20 protein-coding genes are annotated in these 17,748 nt (G+C 65.6%); 7 read left to right on the top strand and 13 right to left on the bottom strand.

The features are described from left to right. Nucleotides 1-254 precede the first annotated feature (254 nt). Nucleotides 255-2,072 (bottom strand): methyl-accepting chemotaxis protein, encoded by a 1,818-nt coding sequence (locus B215_RS0102805; protein ID WP_237718452.1) that lies wholly within the window; start codon nucleotides 2,070-2,072, stop codon nucleotides 255-257. Nucleotides 2,073-2,310: 238 nt separating this feature from the next. Next, entirely contained in the window at nucleotides 2,311-4,527 is a 2,217-nt protein-coding gene (locus B215_RS0102800) for a S9 family peptidase (RefSeq protein WP_026008875.1), read from the bottom strand. A gap of 391 nt (nucleotides 4,528-4,918) precedes the next feature. On the opposite strand from B215_RS0102800, the gene B215_RS0102795 reads away from it, so the two are divergent. Next, complete coding sequence (locus B215_RS0102795) at nucleotides 4,919-5,212, top strand: hypothetical protein (RefSeq protein ID WP_019368110.1); 294 nt, start codon at nucleotides 4,919-4,921, stop codon at nucleotides 5,210-5,212. 21 nt (nucleotides 5,213-5,233) lie between these two features. On the opposite strand, the gene B215_RS0102790 is transcribed toward B215_RS0102795, so the two are convergent. Continuing rightward, on the bottom strand, nucleotides 5,234-5,611 hold the full coding sequence (locus B215_RS0102790) for a GAF domain-containing protein (protein WP_152997928.1): 378 nt from the start codon (nucleotides 5,609-5,611) through the stop codon (nucleotides 5,234-5,236). A gap of 470 nt (nucleotides 5,612-6,081) precedes the next feature. Between B215_RS0102790 and B215_RS0102780 the strand changes: the two genes are divergently transcribed. Further along, nucleotides 6,082-6,390 carry a hypothetical protein gene (locus B215_RS0102780; RefSeq protein WP_019368108.1) on the top strand — a complete coding sequence of 103 codons (309 nt, stop codon included), beginning with the start codon at nucleotides 6,082-6,084 and terminating at the stop codon, nucleotides 6,388-6,390. 146 nt (nucleotides 6,391-6,536) lie between these two features. Here B215_RS0102780 and rplS read toward each other — a convergent pair whose 3' ends face one another. The 5 genes from rplS to B215_RS0102755 are packed head-to-tail and all read right to left on the bottom strand — an operon-like array spanning nucleotide 6,537 to nucleotide 8,731. Continuing rightward, nucleotides 6,537-6,923: a 50S ribosomal protein L19 gene (gene rplS / locus B215_RS0102775; RefSeq protein ID WP_019368107.1), complete on the bottom strand. Its 387-nt coding sequence runs from the start codon at nucleotides 6,921-6,923 to the stop codon at nucleotides 6,537-6,539. 1 nt (nucleotide 6,924) lies between these two features. Then, a complete protein-coding gene (gene trmD, locus B215_RS0102770; protein ID WP_019368106.1) occupies nucleotides 6,925-7,659 on the bottom strand; it encodes a tRNA (guanosine(37)-N1)-methyltransferase TrmD in 735 nt (244 codons plus the stop codon). Further along, entirely contained in the window at nucleotides 7,656-8,033 is a 378-nt protein-coding gene (locus B215_RS0102765) for a type II toxin-antitoxin system VapC family toxin (RefSeq protein ID WP_019368105.1), read from the bottom strand. The genes trmD and B215_RS0102765 overlap by 4 nt, the downstream gene beginning before the upstream one ends. After that, the gene (locus tag B215_RS0102760; RefSeq protein ID WP_019368104.1) at nucleotides 8,026-8,295 is read right to left on the bottom strand and encodes an AbrB/MazE/SpoVT family DNA-binding domain-containing protein; all 270 of its coding nucleotides are present in this window, start codon (nucleotides 8,293-8,295) and stop codon (nucleotides 8,026-8,028) included. Before B215_RS0102760 ends, B215_RS0102765 begins: the two co-directional genes overlap by 8 nt. A 55-nt stretch (nucleotides 8,296-8,350) precedes the next feature. Further along, a complete protein-coding gene (locus B215_RS0102755; protein ID WP_019368103.1) occupies nucleotides 8,351-8,731 on the bottom strand; it encodes a type II toxin-antitoxin system VapC family toxin in 381 nt (126 codons plus the stop codon). A gap of 58 nt (nucleotides 8,732-8,789) precedes the next feature. Between B215_RS0102755 and B215_RS0102750 the strand changes: the two genes are divergently transcribed. Next, on the top strand, nucleotides 8,790-9,692 hold the full coding sequence (locus B215_RS0102750) for an NAD(P)/FAD-dependent oxidoreductase (protein ID WP_019368102.1): 903 nt from the start codon (nucleotides 8,790-8,792) through the stop codon (nucleotides 9,690-9,692). Nucleotides 9,693-9,747: 55 nt separating this feature from the next. Here the strand turns inward: B215_RS0102750 and B215_RS0102745 are convergent, their stop codons facing one another. Genes B215_RS0102745 through ffh form a run of 4 tightly spaced genes read right to left on the bottom strand, consistent with a single transcriptional unit; the run spans nucleotide 9,748 to nucleotide 12,551 of the window. Further along, complete coding sequence (locus tag B215_RS0102745; RefSeq protein ID WP_019368101.1) at nucleotides 9,748-10,044, bottom strand: hypothetical protein; 297 nt, start codon at nucleotides 10,042-10,044, stop codon at nucleotides 9,748-9,750. Nucleotides 10,045-10,070: 26 nt separating this feature from the next. After that, nucleotides 10,071-10,574, bottom strand: a complete 504-nt coding sequence (gene rimM / locus B215_RS0102740) for a ribosome maturation factor RimM (RefSeq protein ID WP_026008874.1) — start codon at nucleotides 10,572-10,574, stop codon at nucleotides 10,071-10,073. Between the two features lie 60 nt (nucleotides 10,575-10,634). Beyond that, a complete protein-coding gene (rpsP, locus tag B215_RS0102735) occupies nucleotides 10,635-11,021 on the bottom strand; it encodes a 30S ribosomal protein S16 (RefSeq protein WP_026008873.1) in 387 nt (128 codons plus the stop codon). 48 nt (nucleotides 11,022-11,069) lie between these two features. After that, nucleotides 11,070-12,551 carry a signal recognition particle protein gene (gene ffh / locus B215_RS0102730; RefSeq protein ID WP_019368098.1) on the bottom strand — a complete coding sequence of 494 codons (1,482 nt, stop codon included), beginning with the start codon at nucleotides 12,549-12,551 and terminating at the stop codon, nucleotides 11,070-11,072. A 234-nt stretch (nucleotides 12,552-12,785) separates the two neighbouring features. Between ffh and B215_RS0102725 the strand changes: the two genes are divergently transcribed. After that, nucleotides 12,786-14,381, top strand: coding sequence for a putative bifunctional diguanylate cyclase/phosphodiesterase (locus B215_RS0102725; protein ID WP_152997745.1), 1,596 nt, complete (start codon nucleotides 12,786-12,788; stop codon nucleotides 14,379-14,381). Here the strand turns inward: B215_RS0102725 and B215_RS0102720 are convergent. Then, nucleotides 14,356-14,934, bottom strand: a complete 579-nt coding sequence (locus B215_RS0102720) for a DUF924 family protein (RefSeq protein ID WP_019368095.1) — start codon at nucleotides 14,932-14,934, stop codon at nucleotides 14,356-14,358. The two genes, B215_RS0102725 and B215_RS0102720, sit on opposite strands and share 26 nt — an antisense overlap. Between B215_RS0102720 and mtaB the strand changes: the two genes are divergently transcribed. Genes mtaB through B215_RS0102705 form a run of 3 tightly spaced genes read left to right on the top strand, consistent with a single transcriptional unit; the run spans nucleotide 14,934 to nucleotide 17,708 of the window. After that, complete coding sequence (gene mtaB, locus B215_RS0102715) at nucleotides 14,934-16,160, top strand: tRNA (N(6)-L-threonylcarbamoyladenosine(37)-C(2))-methylthiotransferase MtaB (RefSeq protein ID WP_026008872.1); 1,227 nt, start codon at nucleotides 14,934-14,936, stop codon at nucleotides 16,158-16,160. The genes B215_RS0102720 and mtaB overlap by 1 nt on opposite strands. After that, entirely contained in the window at nucleotides 16,157-17,092 is a 936-nt protein-coding gene (ftsY, locus tag B215_RS0102710) for a signal recognition particle-docking protein FtsY (protein WP_019368093.1), read from the top strand. Before mtaB ends, ftsY begins: the two co-directional genes overlap by 4 nt. Next, entirely contained in the window at nucleotides 17,085-17,708 is a 624-nt protein-coding gene (locus B215_RS0102705; protein ID WP_026008871.1) for a septation protein A, read from the top strand. The genes ftsY and B215_RS0102705 overlap by 8 nt, the downstream gene beginning before the upstream one ends. The last annotated feature ends 40 nt before the right edge of the window (nucleotides 17,709-17,748 follow it).

The following is a 17,748-nucleotide window of genomic DNA, read 5'->3' as shown; positions in this document are numbered from 1 at the left end:
TTCGCGTAAGAAAGGCGCGTTTTCGAAGCATCGGACGGCCGGTAGCAGAAACAATGCTGCTCCGCGAGCCCCTTTTATGAAATTTGATACAGGTCAGCGCGTGGCTCGAAGCGGGCCGATATGGCAAGGGCCGAGGCTCGCTGCCCCGGCCCTTGCCGTACTGAACCGATGGAAACGAAAAGGGGAGCGCAATCGCCCGAGACGACTGCCCTCCCCTCCCTGTTACTCCAGCGTGCCTGGCGTACGCCCGCCGATCAGAAGCTTGCCCATTCCTCCACTTCGGCACCGGTCTGGCGCACGGTGGAAACGCTGGCCGAATGCGCCGGTGTCGAACGGACCGGCATGGCATGCACGCGCGACCTTGCGGGCTTGCGGCCGCCACGATCGCCGGTGTTGAACTTCAGCGCCTGCTCGCTCAAGGCCGCGACTTCGCTGCTCAGGTTGCGGGCGGCGGCCGAGGTCTGCTCCACCATCGCCGCATTCTGCTGCGTCGTCTGATCGATGCTGTTCACCGCCGTCGCCACCTGCGTCACCGCCGATGCCTGGACTTGGTTGTCCGTCGCCATCGTTTCCAGCAGCGAATGCACTTCGTTCACGTCGCCGACGATCGCGCCCAGTGCGCTATCCACCCGGCGCACCATGTCGACGGCGGCGTTGATGTCGGTCTGCGTTGCGGTCAGCTGGTCGCGGGCGCGGCCGGCCTCTTCCTCGGCGCGCATCGCCAGGGCGGAGACGAGATCGGCGACCACTGCGAAGCCGCGGCCAGCTTCGCCGGCACGGCCCGCCTCGACGGCGGCGTTCATCGCCAGAACCCGCGTCTGGAACGCGATCTTGTCGAGGCCCTCGATCACATTGTCGATGCCTTTGGCGCTTTCGGAAACGCGAGTCATCGCCTGCATCGCCTCGTCGGCGACGCTGCGGCCCGAATCGACCACGCCGATCGCACCGGTCGCGCGTTCCACCGTCTTGGTGGAGGCGGCGGCGGTCGCCTTGATCCGCTGATCCATCTGGCTGACAGCGGCGGAGGTTTCTTCCAGGCTCGCCGCGGCGCCTTCGGTGCGCCGGGCCAAGTCTTCGCTCGCCTGGGCGATTTCAGCCGATCCGGTCGAGATCGTCTCGGCGCTGTCCATCACCGCCGCGATCAGATCGCGCAGGCCGTTGATGGCGGCGTTGAAGTTCAGCTTCAGCCCTTCATATTCCGCGCTGAAGCGCGAATCGATCGTCGCGGTCAGGTCGCCGTCGGCCAGCTTGGCGAGATGGCTTTCCAGCGTTTCGACGACGAGCTTCTGCGCGGCCTCGCCGGCGAGCTTCGCTTCGTTGGCGGCAGCCTGGGCGATCGCCGCGTCCTTGAACACCAGGACGGACTTGGCCATGCCCCCCACTTCGTCGCCGCGCTCGGTGCCGGGCACGTCGACGCCGTTGTTGCCGCTGGCCAGCGCGCGCATCGCCGATTGCAGTCGCTCCAGCGGACCGCTGATCTGGGTGCGAGCGACGAAGATCGCGCCGCCCATGCTCACTGCCACCGCGATCAGCGCAATAATGATCTGCGTCCACCCGGAAGAAGCCGCCGTAGCGCTCAGGCTGTTCGAAAGCTTGGTGGCGCCGGCGGTGCGACGATCGTTATAGTCGCGCAGCTTCTTCGTGAACTCGAGGCCCATCGCGTCGGCTTCAGCCAGTATCACCTTGGCCCGCTCGTTGTCGTTCTGAAGGCCCGCTTCGATCCCCGGCAGGAGGCGGTCGTGGATGCCTTCCAACATGGCCTTGATCGGCGTCAGTTCCGAGATGCTCGCCTTTTCCGTCGCCATGACTTCGCCGAGATAGTCGATCGCCTGCTTATAGGCGTCAGCCTCCTCTTTCGCAGCCTGCTTTGCTTTGGCGGATCGCCCGTCATAGGCCAGCGTGCGGTAGGAGGCATACATCATGGTGTTGACCAGGCGGTTCACCCGCACCAGCTTCGCCGTATCCGGCATCGTCACGTCGACCAGTTGCGAATACTGCGTGTCGATCGTGTTCGAAACGCGCGACCCGTACCAGCCCATGCCGATCGTGGCGATTGCAAGAACGGACAGCATCAACATGATTTTGAACTGGATTTTCAAGTCTACGAAAACCCGCATGGCCCAACCACTCCCGATTGCAACGCGCGCACGTCAAGGCACGCAATCCCAAGCATTATAGAGAGGGGTTGAAACACCGTCGGCGAACTGGCCCTAGCAATATTACGTAACCGAGACCAATTGTTCTTGGAACAACAAGCGACGGGCCGCATCTCTGATACCGATGCGGCCCGCTTGACTGCCAGCAGGCGGGTTATTGCTGACCCATCTTCCGATCCAGAAAGCCCAGGATCGTGTGCCACAGATGCTCGCTGATCCCGGGTCCGCCAACCTTATGGGTCTGGCCGGGATAGAGCATCATTTCGAACGGCACGTCCTTGGCCTGCAGCGCAGCATACATGGCGGTGCCGTTTTCCAGCACGACATTGTCGTCGGACATGCCGTGGATCATCAACAGCGGATCGGCGATCTTCGCGGCATCGGCGATCGTGCCCGACATCGCATAGGCCTGGGGCACCTTTCGCGGATCGCCCATATAGCGCTCGGTATAATGGGTGTCGTACAATTCCCATTTGGTCACCGGCGCGCCGGAAATACCGGCCGCGAAGGTGCCGGGCGCCGCCTGCAGCATCTTCAGCGTCATATAGCCGCCATAGGACCAGCCATAAGTGGCGATCCGCTTCGGATCGACGAATGCCAGCGTCTTGAGATAGGCGGCGCCGGCCAGCTGGTCCTGCACCTCCACCGATCCCATCGCCTGCCAGATCGCGCTTTCAAACGCGACGCCGCGATTGGCCGACCCACGATTGTCGATCTGGAACCAGATATAGCCGTGCTGCACCAGATATTGCTGCAGCGTCCCGCCCCAGGCGCGGCTCACCGTCTGCGCATGCGGGCCGCCATAATGCTGGAAGAACACCGGATAGCGTTTGCCCGGCTCCAGCTTGGGCGTGATCATCTCCCAATGCAGGTCGGTTCCGTCCGGGCCCTTGATGGTTCCGAAGCTGCGTGTGCGATGCGCGGCCAGATAGGGATGATAGGGGTGCTTGGGATCGCTCACCGCATTTTCCTGCACCCAGGCGATCCGCTTGCCCTCCGCGTCGGCGAGGTACACTTGGCGCGGCTGGTTCGGATTGGACCGGCTGACGATCGCGCGGGTGCCGCTCGCGTCCATGCTGGCGGTGTTCCACCAGCCGCGCTCGGTAAGCCGCGTGATGGTGCCGGGCTTGCGATAGTCGACCCGATAGAGGTGCCGCTCCAGCGGATCGTCCTTGTTGCCCTGGAAATAGATCCGGCCGCGCTTCTGATCGACGCTGATGCCGTCGGCGGCAACTTCCCACGGGCCCTTGGTGAGCTGGGTGAAGCGGCCTTCCTGCCAGCGATACAGATGCCCATGGCCGTCGCGCTCGGACCACCAGATCAGGCTACCGTCGTCGAGCGGCTTGAAAGCATAGGACAGGTTGACCCAGCTCTTCGGCGCTGCCTTCTCGCTGAACAGCACGCGCGATGCACCGGTCTTGGGGTCGATGGCGAGCAGATCGAGCTGCGTCTGCGCGCGATTCTCCCGCTGGACGAACAGCGTCTTGCCGTCCGGTGCCCAGTCGACGCGGGCGAGATAGATGTCGGGATCGCTGCCCAGGTCCACCTTCACGCGCTTCTGGCCGGCCGGATCGAGCACATAGAGTTCGACTAGCGCGTTGGCCGTGCCCGCCTTGGGATAACGCTGCTGGACGATGCTGGTGCCTTCGGCGCCGATCGCGGCCCGAGTGACGATGCCCACCGGCGCTTCGTCGAAGCGCTCGACGGCCAGATAGGCGTCGTCGGGGGACCACCAATAGCCGTCGCTGCGCGCCATTTCCTCCTGCGCCACGAACTCGGCTTCGCCCCAATGGACCGTACCGGCGCCGTCCGGGGTGATGCGGACGGCCTTGCCGGTGGCCAGGTCCATCACCACCAGATTCTGATCCTGCAGGTAGCTGGCGTATTTGCCGGCCGGGCTGAGGCCCGGGTTCAGCTTCGGGCCGGCGGCGGCAGGCAGCTTCTCCACGTCGCCGGTCAGCCGGGCGCGGAACAGTTCGCCGTCGAGGGGGACGAGGATTGTCTTGCCGTCGGGCGACCAGTCATAGCTGATAATGCCTTTGGTGCCGCCGATCCGCGCGCGCTCGCGCTGCATCTTCTCGGCCTCGGACAATTCGGCACCCGAGCCGAGCGACTTGGAATCGACGAGCATCCGCCACTGGCCGGTGGCGGTGTCCATCGCCCACAGGTCGAAGCGCTCGCGATCGGTGTCGCGGTTACGCAGCAGGGTTAGGTATTTGCCGTCGGGGGACAGCTTCACGGCACGCGGCGCCGGGCCGTCGATCGCCGGGCTGGCGAACACTCGCGCGAGCGGAATCGACGCCGCCTCCTGCGCCTTCCCCTCCGTCACGTTCATCCCCAACATCAACCCTACCACCACCCACCTGATCATCCACCACTCCGTCGTCCGGCCACACTGCCGAAAGGGCAAGGGTTTATCGCCAGCAGCGGGCAGGTAAAGGGGCCGAGCGCAGGCCGGCGGCGAATCATGGTTAAATGGCGGGATAAATGCCTGTTAATTTAGCCATTTGCATGTTTCGACACTTACGTACAGTTGCACGTGCATCCTGGATAATGCGCATGGACAACAATCGTTTTTCATATTTGAATTCCGCCGACGGTTACAAGTCGTAAACCGTTGAACTTTGTTCGCGGCTACTATCTATTGCTCATAGACAAGCAGGAATAGCCGCGTTAACCATTCGTTAACAAACCTTATTTAGGTTTGGCAAAAGCCTGATCGGCGTAACGGGGCGCACCTGGTCGATAGGGAGTTTGGCCGCATGTCTTCGGACGGCCTGTTGGGTACGCGCAAGGATGCGCCTGTCGAGTCCGCAACTCGGCTGCTGCAAGACAAGTGGCCGGCGCTCGTGGTGCTGACACCCGAAAGCATCGGGCTACCGGGTGATCAAGGGGCAACCCTGGAGTTTCTGGCGATCGTCCAGTCGCTGAGCGACGCGGGCTTCCTGTCGTACGAAGCGCTCGTCATCAATGCCGACGGCCCGGTCGTCGTCGATGCGGCGCTCACCGCGCGCGGTCGTGCCGCGCTTGCCGCGCGCGTGACCGCCACCCATTAAGGTCGCGGCTTCGGCCGCCGCTCAGTGCACCAGGATGGCCGCGCGCCCGCCCGACACCTGAATTGCCTCGGAAAGCTCGCGCAGCAGCGCAATTTCCGCATTCGAGAAGGTCCGCGGCCGGCGGCTCAGAACGGCCAGCGTGCCGATCCGGCGGCCGTGCTGCCACAGCGGCACCGAAACCTGCCCGAGATAACCCTGCTCCAGCGCAACCACGGGGTTCGCCAGCTGGTGTGCGGCCACTCCCGTATCGATCGCGTCTGACGCCGCCAGCGCTGCGACCGAGCCGAACTGGACGATGCCCACATCGCCGCGCAGCAACGCAACTGCGGTCTTCGCGATACGCCCGACCGAAACGGCACGGGGATCCCGGTGATCGCCGCCCCGTGGCTGTGCAGACATGTAATTCGCGAACGGACCTGACATCACGCTAATCCCTGGAAGCAATGAAGCACTTCTGGCGAAACCAGAGAGGTCCGGCGAGTACGGATTTGTACCCATCGGAGCAGCACGAAGGGTCACCAGCGGCGATGCCTCAGCGGATTCAGGGGCCGAAGGACGCATCGGACTGTGCGGATGCAGCCTGTTCCATTCCGAGACGCGTCGTCTAAGTTATCAACCGATAAATTCATTACGGATATGAACCGGACTAGGCAGAATTTGCCTAGTCCGGTAAGTAGCTCCGAGGTTCAGTTGTAAAGAGTCGCACATGCCGGCTCAGACAGCGGGACGCAGGAGTATCGAGACGCTTGCTGCTTTGCGAAGCACGGCTCCGTCCCCTGCAGCAGTGGTCGACGGGTGGATGGGGCAAAACACTGCCCCGTTCGGCATGGATCATTGCATCTACGTGCGGTTGGGGGTGGGGAGAGAGCATGATGGCAAAAAGCCGGGACGGAATCGAAGCGCTGAAAACGGTCGATTCGGTGTGCGTGGCTGCCATCGGGCGTACCCTGCTCAACGTATGGCCCGGCAGCGCGACGCTGCACCCGAGCGATCTTGGCCTTGGCACCTCTGTCGATCAGCAGAATATGTTCATCAGCGCGGTGCAGACGCTCTGCGATCGCGGCTTGCTTGCCTATGAAGCGCTCGTGATCGGGATTCGTGGGCCCGAGTTGCGTGACGCTGCCCTCACGGCGCGTGGGCGCGCGCTCCTCCAGACATCGGACCGCGTCGCCGCCTGATCGGGCTGGCAGTCGAACGACCATTGATGACGCCGGGTTGCCTTTGGCCGGCCCGCGCCGCTCCCATTGCCTGCCCTTCTCCACATATGAAAAAGGGCGCGCGGATCGCTCCGCACGCCCTTTCGTAAGCGTCTGGCAAGCCGCCGTTATTCGGCAGCCTGCGCACCTGCGCGCGGATCGCGGCGCTCGGCGATACGCGCCGACTTACCGGTGCGACCACGCAGATAGTAGAGCTTCGCACGACGCACGACACCGCGACGCACGACCTCGATCGAATCGATGTTCGGCGAATAAAGCGGGAATACGCGCTCCACGCCTTCACCGAACGAGATCTTGCGGACGGTGAAGTTCGAACCCATGCCCTTGTTGGCGCGCGCGATGCACACGCCTTCGAAATTCTGCACGCGGGTACGATCGCCTTCGACGACCTTCACACCGATGCGGACGGTGTCGCCCGGGCGGAATTCCGGAATCTTCTTGGCTTCGTTGAACTTGGCAATCTGCTCGGCTTCGAGCGTCTGGATGAGGTTCATCTCAGTCAGTCCCATGTTTTCGCCGCGCGCCAGAGGGAGACTGAACCCGAGCGCCCTCATGACGCTCCCAAAGGTCCGGCCTCCTTAGCCGTGTATCGGTCTCCGCCATGGCGCGACGCCAGGCTTCGATCCTCGCATGATCCCCCGATCGCAGCACTTCGGGGATCGTGCGCCCTTCCCATTCGACAGGTCGGGTATATTGCGGATATTCGAGCAGCCCCGTTTCGAAGCTCTCGTCCATGCCGCTGGAAGTCGCGCCCATTACGCCGGGAACGAGCCGAATGCAAGCATCGAGCAGCGTCAGCGCCGCCATCTCGCCGCCGGAGAGAATGTAGTCGCCGATCGAAACCTGTTCGACGTCGCGGGCGTCGAAGATGCGCTCGTCAAAGCCCTCGAATCGACCGCACAGCACGATGGCGCCGGGGCCTGCCGCAAGCGCCCGCACGCGATCCTGGGTCAACGGGCGCCCACGCGGCGTCATTGCGAGCAGCGGCCGGCCTTCGCGCGCGACGCTGTCGATCGCAGAAGCCACGACATCCGCGCGCAGCACCATCCCCGCCCCGCCTCCGGCCGGCGTATCGTCGACCGAGCGATGCTTGTCGGTGGCGAAGTCGCGAATCTGGACCATCTCCAGCGACCAAAGCCCCTTGCGCAGGCCGCGTCCGGCAAGCGAGATGCCCAGCGGCCCGGGGAACATCTCCGGGTATAGCGTCACGACGGTAGCAGCGAAGGTCACAGCGTCCAGTTCTCGATTCTGAGGTCGGGGATGTCGGCGAAATCCCGTTCGTTGTTGGTAATCAGCGTCAGCCCGCCTGCCAGCGCCTGCGCCGCGATCAGCCGATCCAGCCGTGCGCGGCGGAACGGCAGCCCGGCATAGGCTTCGGCAGCGGCGGCGTCGAAAGGCAGTAGCAACACATCGCGCAAGAAGCCCTGGAGCGCCCGCTCCGCCTCGGGCGCGCGGATGCCGAGCCGGATTTCGGCATAGCTGATCGCCGAAACCGCAAGACTGCCCCGCCCCTGGGTTCGGACACGCGCATTTAACGGCGCCACCGAGCCCTGGAGCAGGTAGATGCAGATGTTGCTGTCGAGCAGAAAATGCGCATCAGCCATCGCGGCGCAGCTTGCGCAAGCCCCAGTCTAGTTCCCGATCCTCAATTTCCCGGTCTTCATCCGGTATCGGCTTCAACCAGGGAAGCGCGCCAATCCAGTCGGCGCCGATCTTCTCCTCGCCGTCCACCGGTTCCACCGAGAAGCCACGGCGTTCCTCGCGCAGCACCACCTCGGCGCCTTCCTTCAGGCCCAGCGCCTTGGGCAGGCGCAGCGCCAGCGAATTGCCCGACTTGAAAATCTTGGCGCGATATTCCTCGCCCACGCGTCGCCTCCGTATATACGTGCTGTATATACACGCCCCGCGAAACACAATCCGCTCAGAACCAGTCTTCGATCCGCAGCCCAGGCACCGCGCGGAAATCGCGGCCGTTATGGGTGACCAGCGTCGCATCGAGCGCCAGTGCATGAGCGGCGATCAGCCGATCCAGCCGCCCCCGCGCCGCGCGCGCCGTTGGAAAGGCGCGCGCGGCCGCCTCGTCGAAGGCGATCACCGGCACCTGGTCCAGCAGGACGTCCAGCGCAGCCAGCGCCCCCACCCTGCCGCGCGCAGCGCCATCGACCAGTTCGGCATGGCTGATGGCCGACATCGCGATCGCCCCCGGCGCTGCCGCGGCGAGCCGCCGGGCGACCGGCGCGCCGCCCCCACGCAGCAAGCGGATGCAGACACAGGTGTCGAGCAGGTATGTCGGAACGGCCATTGGTGCGGCGATAGCACCCGAATCGGGAACCTGTCCCCTCCCCACGCGCTGGCGCGCGATGGACGATTGCATCATCATCGGCGGCGGCCCGGCGGGGCTCACCGCCGCCATCTATCTCAGCCGCTACCATCTGAAGATCCGCCTGTTCGACTGCGGATCGAGCCGTGCCGCGCTGATCCCCTGCACGCATAACCATGCCGGCTATCCGGAGGGTGTTTCGGGCCTGGACCTGCTCGCTGCGATGCGCGCACAGGCGGAGAAATACGGCACGGTGCGCGAGGCAGCGAAAGTCACCGCGTTGCGCACGGTGGACGGCGGCTTCGCGGCACAGATCGGCGAACGCGAGGTGCGCGCGCGATCGGTGCTGCTGGCCACCGGCGTCGTCAATCATCGCCCGCCGATGCCCGATGGGCTGCACGACGCGGCCCTGGCGCAGGGGCGGATCCGCTACTGCCCGGTCTGCGACGGCTACGAAGTCACGGACAAGCGCGTGGCGGTCTACGGTACCGGCGAGCACGCCGCGCGCGAGGCGCTGTTCGTGCGCAGCTTCACCAGAGACGTGACGCTGATCGCCCCCGATGCTCATGATCTGCCGCCGGCCCAGCAGGCAGAACTCGACGCCGCCGGGATCGAGCGTATCGATGGCCCCGCACGCGATTGGGCGATCGAGGGGGAGGAACTGACCCTCTCCGCCGCCGGCGGGCGTTTCGCGTTCGACAGCCTCTACCCGGCGCTAGGCTCGCACATCCGTTCGGAACTGGCGGTACAGGCCGGCGCCCGTGCCGATCCGAGCGGCTGCCTAGAAGTCGACGATCACCAGCGCACCTCGCTCGCTGGCCTGTTCGCAGCGGGCGACGTCGCCAAGGGACTGGACCAGATCAGCCACGCCATGGGCGAAGCCGGCGTCGCCGCAACGACAATCCGCAACATGCTCAACGCCGAGGCGCCGCTTTGGCGCTAAAGGCTGCAGCGACGGATTGTGCGCGCCCCGGCCGGTTCCGGAGGTAGCTGCAGCCCTACCGAGCGCGCCAGCCGAACTTTTCCTCGGCCAGGAACCAGATCGGCAGTACGGAAACGCCGCCTGCGAGCCCCGCCGACAAGCTCAGCAGGACGAACACAACATTCCAGCCGGGCGCATGGATAGCGGCTCCGGATGGGAAAAAGGTGCGCCAGGCACCCGCCCCCGCCAGCATCGCCGGAAAAACGATAGTAGCGACCAGCCTGCCGGTATGCGCGAACCGCAAGCCAGCCGCTGCGATCCAGGCCAGGACCGCAGCCACAGATAGCACAAACCACCAGGCGACGATCACCATGGCGCGCCTATAGCAGGAAATTCGGCTTACTGCTCGACGAACGCGCTCGCCACGACGAGCTTGTCGGCATCCCAGTGCGGCACCGCCTCGGGCCGCATCGGCACCATGAAGCGCTTGCCGTCGGGGCGCTCGATTTCGATCACGTCGCCCGCGCCATAATCGTCGATCGCCACGACACGGCCGATCGCGCCACCTTCCTCGTCCATCACGGGCAGGTCGAGCAGGTCGACATGATAATATTCCCCCTCGCCCAGCGGCGGGAGGGCGGCGCGCGGCACCGTCAGTTCGGTGCCGCGCAGTGCCTCGGCGGCGTTGCGGTCGGCCACTTCGGCGAAGCGGGCGATCGTGCCGTTCGGCCCGCCGCGCACCGACTTGAGCGTCAGCGTGCCGCCGTTGAAGCTTTTATGCGCCGCCAGATCCTCGGCGAACACCTTCAGGCGCACCTCGCCGGCGATGCCGTGCGCGCCGATCACGGCGGCAAGCGTCACCGGGCGATCGCCGCGGTTCGAGGGAGCGGAAGATTCTGCCATGATCGGGAACAGCGACGCACAAGGCATCCCTCCCGTGCGTGACGGGAGGGAGGTTCAGCCTCAAGCCTCGGCAGCCTCTTCGGCCGGTGCGGCAGCGGCTTCCGCAGCGGCCTTGGCCTTCTCCGCACGCTCCTCGGCGCGCTCCTTGGCCTTCTCGCCCGGCTCGGCCTTCTTCGGGTTGTTGCGAGCCGGACGCTCCTTGATGCCGGCGACATCGAGGAAGCGCAGCACGCGATCGGTCGGCTGCGCGCCGACGCCCAGCCAGTACTTGGCGCGATCGCCGTCCAGCTTCACGCGCTCGGGCGAATCCTTGGCGAGCAGCGGGTTGTAGGTGCCGATCTTCTCGATGAACTTGCCGTCGCGGGGCGCGCGGGCGTCAGCAACGACGATCCGGTAGTACGGGCGCTTCTTGGAGCCGCCGCGCGACAGACGCATGGAGAGAGCCATTCTACTTCACTTCCTTCTTGAGATACGATTGAAACCGGTTGAACTAAATTACTTCTTCTTCAGCAAATTCTCGAAGCCCGGCGGCAACTTGGCGCCGCCCGGGAGACCAGGCAGGCCAGCGCCCACCTTGTCCATCATCTCGCCCATGTCGGCGCCGCCAAGGGCGTTGCCGATGCCGCCCATGCCGCCACCGGGACCGCCCTTGGCGAGCATGCCCATCATGCCCTTGATGCCGCCCATTTTCTTCAGGCGCTTCATCGCGGTCTGCATTTCCTGATGCATCTTGATGAGCTTGTTCACGTCCTGCACGGTCAGGCCGCTGCCCTTGGCGATGCGGATCTTGCGCTTGGCGTTGAGCAGTTCGGGCTTGGCGCGCTCCTTCGGCGTCATCGAACTGATGATCGCGTCCATGCGCAGCAGCACCTTATCGCCGCCGACCTGGTCGACCGCGGCCTGCGCCTTCTTCATGCCAGGGATCATCCCCGCCAGCGCGCCGATGCCGCCCATCTTGCGCATCTGCGCCAGCTGCGCGCGCAGGTCGTTCATGTCGAACTGGCCCTTGGCGAGCCGGTTCGCCATGCGCTCGGCATCTTCCTGATCGATCGCCGCGGCGGCCTTTTCGACCAGGCTGACGACGTCGCCCATGCCCAGGATGCGGCCGGCGACGCGCTTCGGATGGAAGGGCTCGATCGCGTCGAGCTTCTCGCCCATGCCGGCGAACTTGATCGGCTGGCCGGTGACGGCGCGCATCGACAGTGCGGCACCGCCGCGCGCATCGCCGTCCATGCGGGTCAGGATCACGCCGGTCAGCGGCACCTGCGCCGAGAAGTTGCTGGCGACGTTCACCGCGTCCTGACCGGTCAGCGAGTCGACGACGAGCAGGATTTCCTGGGGGCGCGAGATGTCGGCCACCGCCTTCATCTCATCCATCAGCGCCTGGTCGACGTGAAGACGGCCAGCGGTGTCGAGCATCAGCACGTCGAAGCCCTGGAGCTTCGCCGACTGGAGCGCACGGCGGGCAATATCGACCGGCTGCTGCCCCGCGACGATCGGCAGCGTCGCCACCTCGGTCTGCGTGCCGAGCACGGCCAACTGTTCCTGCGCGGCCGGACGGTTCACGTCCAGCGACGCCATCATCACCTTCTTGCCCTGCTTCTTCAGCAGCTTGGACAATTTGGCGGTGGTGGTGGTCTTGCCCGAACCCTGCAGACCGACGAGCATGATGACGGCGGGCGGGGTAACGTCGATCGCCAGTTCGGCGGTATCGGCGCCCAGCATGTCGACCAGGGCGTCGTGGACGATCTTGACGACCTGCTGACCCGGCGTAACCGAGCGCAGCACCTGCTGGCCCACGGCCTCTTCGGTTACCTTGTCGACGAATTCGCGGGCTACCGGCAGCGCGACGTCCGCTTCCAGGAGCGCCACGCGCACTTCGCGCATCGCGGTCCGGACATCGGCCTCGCTGAGCGCGCCACGCCCGCGCAGACGTTCGAAGACGCCGCCCAGCCGATCGCTCAAACTTTCGAACATGATGCCCAGATCACTCCAAATTCAGCCTCTGTCCCACCAAACGCAAAACACGCCGGCGGACGAAACCTCGTCGGCCGGCGTCACCCCTCGGGGTGGCAATGTCTTGCGTTCCCGGAGGAACGGTCTGATGCCCTTAGCGGCGACGCAGGTAAAACGCAACCTCTACGGGTTTAACCCGATCTACACGCTCGCCATGCGAAGCTGCCCGTTCGTCCGGTAAGGGGTATCCGAAAAATGAGGCGCGGGAGGAAGGACCGGCTGCACAGATGGCGGCAAGGGGCGACGTTCGCCTTCCCGGTGATCGGCATGGTCACCAGCCTGCTGTTCCTGACGCTTGGCGGCCTGATCGCTACCAGCGTCATGCGCTATCTCGCCGATGACGCCGCCGCTCCGGAGCCGGGGTTGATCGTCGCATTGTTGCTGAACATCGCGCTGCTGGTGATCGGATGGCGGCGGCGGCGGGATGCGTCGCTCGGCCTCGACGGGCGCTCGGCGAAGGGGCTGGCGCGTGCGGCGCCCCGCCTCCGCCGCCCGGCCGCCATCCTTGATCGGCAGAGCTTCCTCGATCAGGGTGCGACGATGCTGCTGCGTGCGCAGCGGCTGGAGAAATCGATGGCGGTGCTCGTGCTCGCCATCGAGCGGGATCGTGGCGCCGGCGACGCGCTGCTGCGGGCCGTGGCAGGGGAAATCGCCGCGACCATGCCGCCCCTCGCGCTCACCGCGCAGATCGCCGGCGATCGATTCGCCTGTGGCTTCCTGTTCGATCCCGATGCGCGCACGGCCGTCGATCGGGTCGCGGAACGGCTGATGCTCAGCCTGGCCCAGCCGTTCGAGATCGATGGGCACGAGGTGCAGATTCGCTGTACGCTCGGCGGCGCCCGCTCGAACCTCGAATGCGCGACAATGGAAGTGCTGCTGCAATCGGCGGAAGCGGCCATGGCCGTCGCCAGCAAGACGAACGGCAACCGGCTCGCCTGGTTCGACCGGGCGACCCAGGAGGCGCTCTGGCTCCGCCAGCAGCTGGAGAGCGCCTTGCCGATGGCGATCGCGCGCGAAGAGGTCGTTCCCTATTTCGAGCAGCAGGTGGATCTGTCGAGCGGACGGCTCGAGGGATTCGAAGTGCTCGCCCGCTGGCAACACCCGGTGCAGGGCATGATCGGCCCGGATGTCTTCATCGGGATCGCCGAAGAAAGAGGCCTGATCGCCGATCTGTCGCTCTCGATCATGGCCCAGGCTTTTCGCGCGGCACGCGACTGGGATCCCGGCCTGTCGCTGTCGGTGAACATCTCCCCCGTTCAGCTGCGCGACGCATGGCTGGCGCAGAAGATCATCAAGGTGCTGACCGAGACCGGCTTCCCGGCCAGCCGTCTGGAAGTGGAGATCACCGAAGGCGCGCTGTTCGATAATCTGCCGCTCACCCAATCCATTCTGGGTAGCCTGAAGAACCAGGGAATCCGGATCGCCCTCGACGATTTCGGCACGGGCTATTCCTCACTCGCGCATCTGCGTGCCCTGCCCTTCGATCGGATCAAGATCGATCGCAGCTTCGTCCAGCTGCTCAATCGCGATGCCGACTCGGCGGTGATCGTCAACGCCATCGTGCGCATGGGCGAAAGCCTGAACCTGCCGATCACTGCCGAAGGTGTCGAAGATCCGGCGATCGCGGCGCGGCTGCTGGCACTGGGCTGCGCCAAGGCGCAGGGCTGGCATTTCGGCCGTCCGCTTTCGATCGCTGGCGCGCGCCGGATGCTCGCGGAGCGGCGGCTGATCCAGCAGCCCGGTCCGCCGCTGCCGGGCGAGCCGCCTACCAGCCAGCGCCGGGCTGGCTGAGATACTCGAGTTCCTCGGGCGTCGAAATGCGGCAGAGCGCCGCATTTCGGCCGGGGAAGCGGCCGAAGCGCCGAAACACGTCGGCGTGATCGCGCGCATAGGCCAGCGGTTCCTCCAGCCCGAGTGCCTCGAAACAGCGCAGGCTCAGCGCCTGGAACTCGGCGTCCTCCGCATGTTCGAACGGCAGATACAGGAACTGGCGCTGCTCGTCCGTCATTCCGGTATCCCAGCCGCGTTCCAGCGCGTGACAGGCCAGCCGTCTGGCAAGCGCATCGCCGGCAAATGCTTCCGCCTTGCCGCGGTGGATATTCCGCGAAAACTGGTCGAGCAGGATGATTGCGGCGAGCAGCGTATCGGGCGCCTCGTCCCAGCCTTCGGCATCGGTGGCAAGCACGGCGTCGCGATCGGCACCGAACAGGTCGGCAATCTCCTGATCTACGCTCGCCGAGGCGGAAAACCATTGTTCGGGCATCAGCGCATCGAACCAGAAGGCAAGCACCTCGCGGGCCTTCTCGTGGACTTCTCGGGTCGGCGCTCTTAGATCGCTGGCCAATGTCCGTCTCCTCGCCTCTCATCCTTAACATGGGTTGCCGGTTGAACCTAGCCGAAGGTGAGTCGATCCGTGCGCTGCTGACGGGGCGTGACGCGATCGTGGTGAACAGCTGCGCCGTGACCAACGAAGCGGTGAAACAGACGCGCCAGGCGATCCGCCGGGCGCGGCGCGAACGGCCGGAGGCAGAGCTGGTCGTCACCGGCTGCGCGGCGCAGATCGACCCTGCCGCCTTTGCCGCGATGCCCGAGGTGGACCGGGTGATCGGCAATGCCGAGAAGCTGCTGCCGGAGGCCTGGGCCTCGGAGGCGAAGGTGCAGGTGCAGGATATCCTGGCCGTCCGCGAAACCGCGCCGCATCTGGCCGCCAGCTTCTCCACCCATGCCCGTGCCTTTGTGGAAGTGCAGAATGGCTGCGACCATCGCTGCACCTTCTGCGCCATCCCCTTTGGGCGCGGCAACAGCCGCTCGGTGCCCGCCGGGGCGGTGATCGATCGGATCGCGATGCTTGCCGAGGCGCATCGCGAGGTGGTGCTGACCGGCGTCGATCTCACCAGCTATGGCCATGATCTGCCGGGCAGTCCGGCGCTCGGCTCGCTGGTGGAGCGCATCCTGCGCCATGTGCCCGGGCTCCAGCGGCTGCGGCTCTCCTCGCTCGACGGGATCGAAGTCGACGACCGGCTGTTCGCGCTGCTCACCCAGGAGCCGCGCGTGATGCCGCACGTCCATCTGTCGCTCCAGGCCGGCGACGACATGATCCTCAAGCGGATGAAGCGCCGCCACAGCCGCGCGCAATCGGTGGATCTGGCGGATCGCCTGCGCGCTGCCCGCCCCGAAATTGCGATCGGTGCCGATCTGATCGCCGGCTTTCCGACCGAAGATGAGACGATGTTCGCCAACACGCTGGCCCTGATCGCCGATTGCGGCGTGGTGCATGCCCATATCTTCCCCTATAGCCCGCGCGCTGGCACGCCGGCCGCGCGCATGCCGCAGGTGGCGCCCGCCGCGATCCGCGATCGTGCCGCCCGGCTGCGCGCAGCGGCGGCCGAGCAGCGGGCACACTGGCTGCAGGGGCTGGTCGGCAGCCGCCAGCAGGTGCTGGTCGAGCGCCCGGGCGACCGCGGCCATGCAGAGAATTTCGCCGAGGTGCGGCTTGCCGCCCCTCGGCAGACTGGAGAAACGGTGAACGTGACGATTGCACGCGTCGAAGACGGAAAGCTGGCCGCATGAGCGGGCCCAGCTGGCATGAAAAGCTGCTCGGCGGCTTTCGCAAGACGTCGGATCGGCTGCTCGGCAACCTCGCCGGCCTGTCGCTCGCCCGGCTGGACGAGGCCACGCTGGACGAGATCGAGGAGGCACTGATCGCCTCGGACCTCGGCCCCGCCACCGCAGCCAAGGTGCGCGCGCGGCTCGCCGAAGGGCAGTTCGAACGCAACATGGAAGAACTCGGCATTCGGCTGATCGTCGCCGAGGAGGTGGCGAAGGTGCTGGAGCCGGTGGCCAAGCCGCTCGAGATCGAGGCGTTCCCGCGCCCGCAGGTGATTCTTGTGATCGGGGTAAACGGGTCGGGCAAGACGACGACGATCGCCAAGCTCGCCAACCAGCTGCTCGAGCAGGATTACAGCGTGATGCTGGCGGCCGGCGATACCTTCCGCGCCGCCGCGATCGGCCAGCTGCGCACTTGGGCCGAGCGGATCGGCGTGCCGATCGTCTCGGGCGCCGAGGGCGGCGATGCCGCCGGCATCGTCTTCGAAGCGGTGAAGCGGGCGACCGAGATCGGCACCGACGTGCTGATCGTCGACACCGCCGGCCGCCTGCAGAACAAGCGCGAACTAATGGACGAGCTGGCCAAGGTCCGCCGTGTGCTCGGCCGCCTCAATCCCGCCGCCCCGCACGACGTGGTGCTGGTGCTCGACGCGACCACCGGCCAGAACGCGCTCAACCAGATCGAGGTGTTCAAGGAAGTGGCGGGCGTCACCGGCCTGGTCATGACCAAGCTGGACGGCACCGCGCGCGGCGGCGTGCTGGTGGCCGCGGCCGAGAAATACGGCCTGCCCATCCACGCGATCGGCGTTGGCGAGAAGGTGGACGATCTCCGCCCGTTCGACGCACAGGAAGTCGCGCGCATCATCGCCGGCGTGGAGGCATTGGCCCATGGTTGAATCCGCCCCCCGCCCCCAGGCCTCCGCCGGCCTGCGGATGACGCTGGACTATGGTCCGCTGATCGTCTTCTTCCTCGTCAACAGCCTCGCACCGGGCATGCAGATCGAACGCATTCTCACGGCGACGATGGCGTTCATGGTCGCGATGGCGGTGGCAATCGCCGTTTCCTGGCTGAAGACCCGGCATGTCTCGCCGATGCTGTGGATCACCGGCGTGCTGGTGCTCGTGTTCGGCGGGCTGACGCTCTATTATCACGACCGGACCTTCATCCAGATCAAGCCGACGATCGTGTATGCCATGTTCGCGGTGATTCTGGGCTATGGCCTCGTCACCAACAAGCCGCTGCTCCAGACGATGCTGGAGGCCGCCTATCCCGGCCTCAGCGCCAAGGGCTGGCGCCTGTTGACGATCAACTGGACGATCTTCTTCGTAGCGATGGCGGTCCTCAACGAAGGCATGCGCCACACGCTCGACTGGGACAAATGGGTGACGTTCAAGACCTGGGTCGTGATCCCGCTCACGCTCGTCTTCGCGATCGCCAACATCCCTATGCTGCTCCGCCACGGCCTGCAGCTCGAAAAGCCCGAGGACGCCCCGCTCCCGCCGGAGGGCTGACACGAAAAAGGGGCGCCGGACAGCCCGTCCGACGCCCCTT

Source organism: Sphingomonas sp. ATCC 31555, from assembly GCF_000282895.1.
Classification (GTDB): Bacteria; Pseudomonadota; Alphaproteobacteria; order Sphingomonadales; family Sphingomonadaceae; genus Sphingomonas.
Note: the sequence above shows the minus strand (reverse complement) of the source record. Positions and strands in the feature narration are given on the sequence as shown.

Bases quoted from the DNA above. Each gene is read 5' to 3' on its own strand.
- B215_RS0102750 (WP_019368102.1), top strand. From the start codon at position 8,790: ATGGACGATTGCATCATCATCGGCGGCGGCCCGGCGGGGCTCACCGCC.
- B215_RS0102725 (WP_152997745.1), top strand. From the start codon at position 12,786: ATGAGGCGCGGGAGGAAGGACCGGCTGCACAGATGGCGGCAAGGGGCG.
- rpsP (WP_026008873.1), bottom strand. From the start codon at position 11,021: ATGGCTCTCTCCATGCGTCTGTCGCGCGGCGGCTCCAAGAAGCGCCCG.
- B215_RS0102745 (WP_019368101.1), bottom strand. From the start codon at position 10,044: ATGGTGATCGTCGCCTGGTGGTTTGTGCTATCTGTGGCTGCGGTCCTG.
- B215_RS0102805 (WP_237718452.1), bottom strand. From the start codon at position 2,072: ATGCTGTCCGTTCTTGCAATCGCCACGATCGGCATGGGCTGGTACGGG.
- ffh (WP_019368098.1), bottom strand. From the start codon at position 12,551: ATGTTCGAAAGTTTGAGCGATCGGCTGGGCGGCGTCTTCGAACGTCTG.
- B215_RS0102795 (WP_019368110.1), top strand. From the start codon at position 4,919: ATGTCTTCGGACGGCCTGTTGGGTACGCGCAAGGATGCGCCTGTCGAG.
- B215_RS0102705 (WP_026008871.1), top strand. From the start codon at position 17,085: ATGGTTGAATCCGCCCCCCGCCCCCAGGCCTCCGCCGGCCTGCGGATG.
- mtaB (WP_026008872.1), top strand. From the start codon at position 14,934: ATGTCCGTCTCCTCGCCTCTCATCCTTAACATGGGTTGCCGGTTGAAC.
- rplS (WP_019368107.1), bottom strand. From the start codon at position 6,923: ATGAACCTCATCCAGACGCTCGAAGCCGAGCAGATTGCCAAGTTCAAC.
- B215_RS0102790 (WP_152997928.1), bottom strand. From the start codon at position 5,611: ATGTCTGCACAGCCACGGGGCGGCGATCACCGGGATCCCCGTGCCGTT.
- B215_RS0102780 (WP_019368108.1), top strand. From the start codon at position 6,082: ATGATGGCAAAAAGCCGGGACGGAATCGAAGCGCTGAAAACGGTCGAT.
- B215_RS0102765 (WP_019368105.1), bottom strand. From the start codon at position 8,033: ATGGCTGATGCGCATTTTCTGCTCGACAGCAACATCTGCATCTACCTG.
- B215_RS0102800 (WP_026008875.1), bottom strand. From the start codon at position 4,527: ATGATCAGGTGGGTGGTGGTAGGGTTGATGTTGGGGATGAACGTGACG.
- ftsY (WP_019368093.1), top strand. From the start codon at position 16,157: ATGAGCGGGCCCAGCTGGCATGAAAAGCTGCTCGGCGGCTTTCGCAAG.
- rimM (WP_026008874.1), bottom strand. From the start codon at position 10,574: ATGGCAGAATCTTCCGCTCCCTCGAACCGCGGCGATCGCCCGGTGACG.
- B215_RS0102755 (WP_019368103.1), bottom strand. From the start codon at position 8,731: ATGGCCGTTCCGACATACCTGCTCGACACCTGTGTCTGCATCCGCTTG.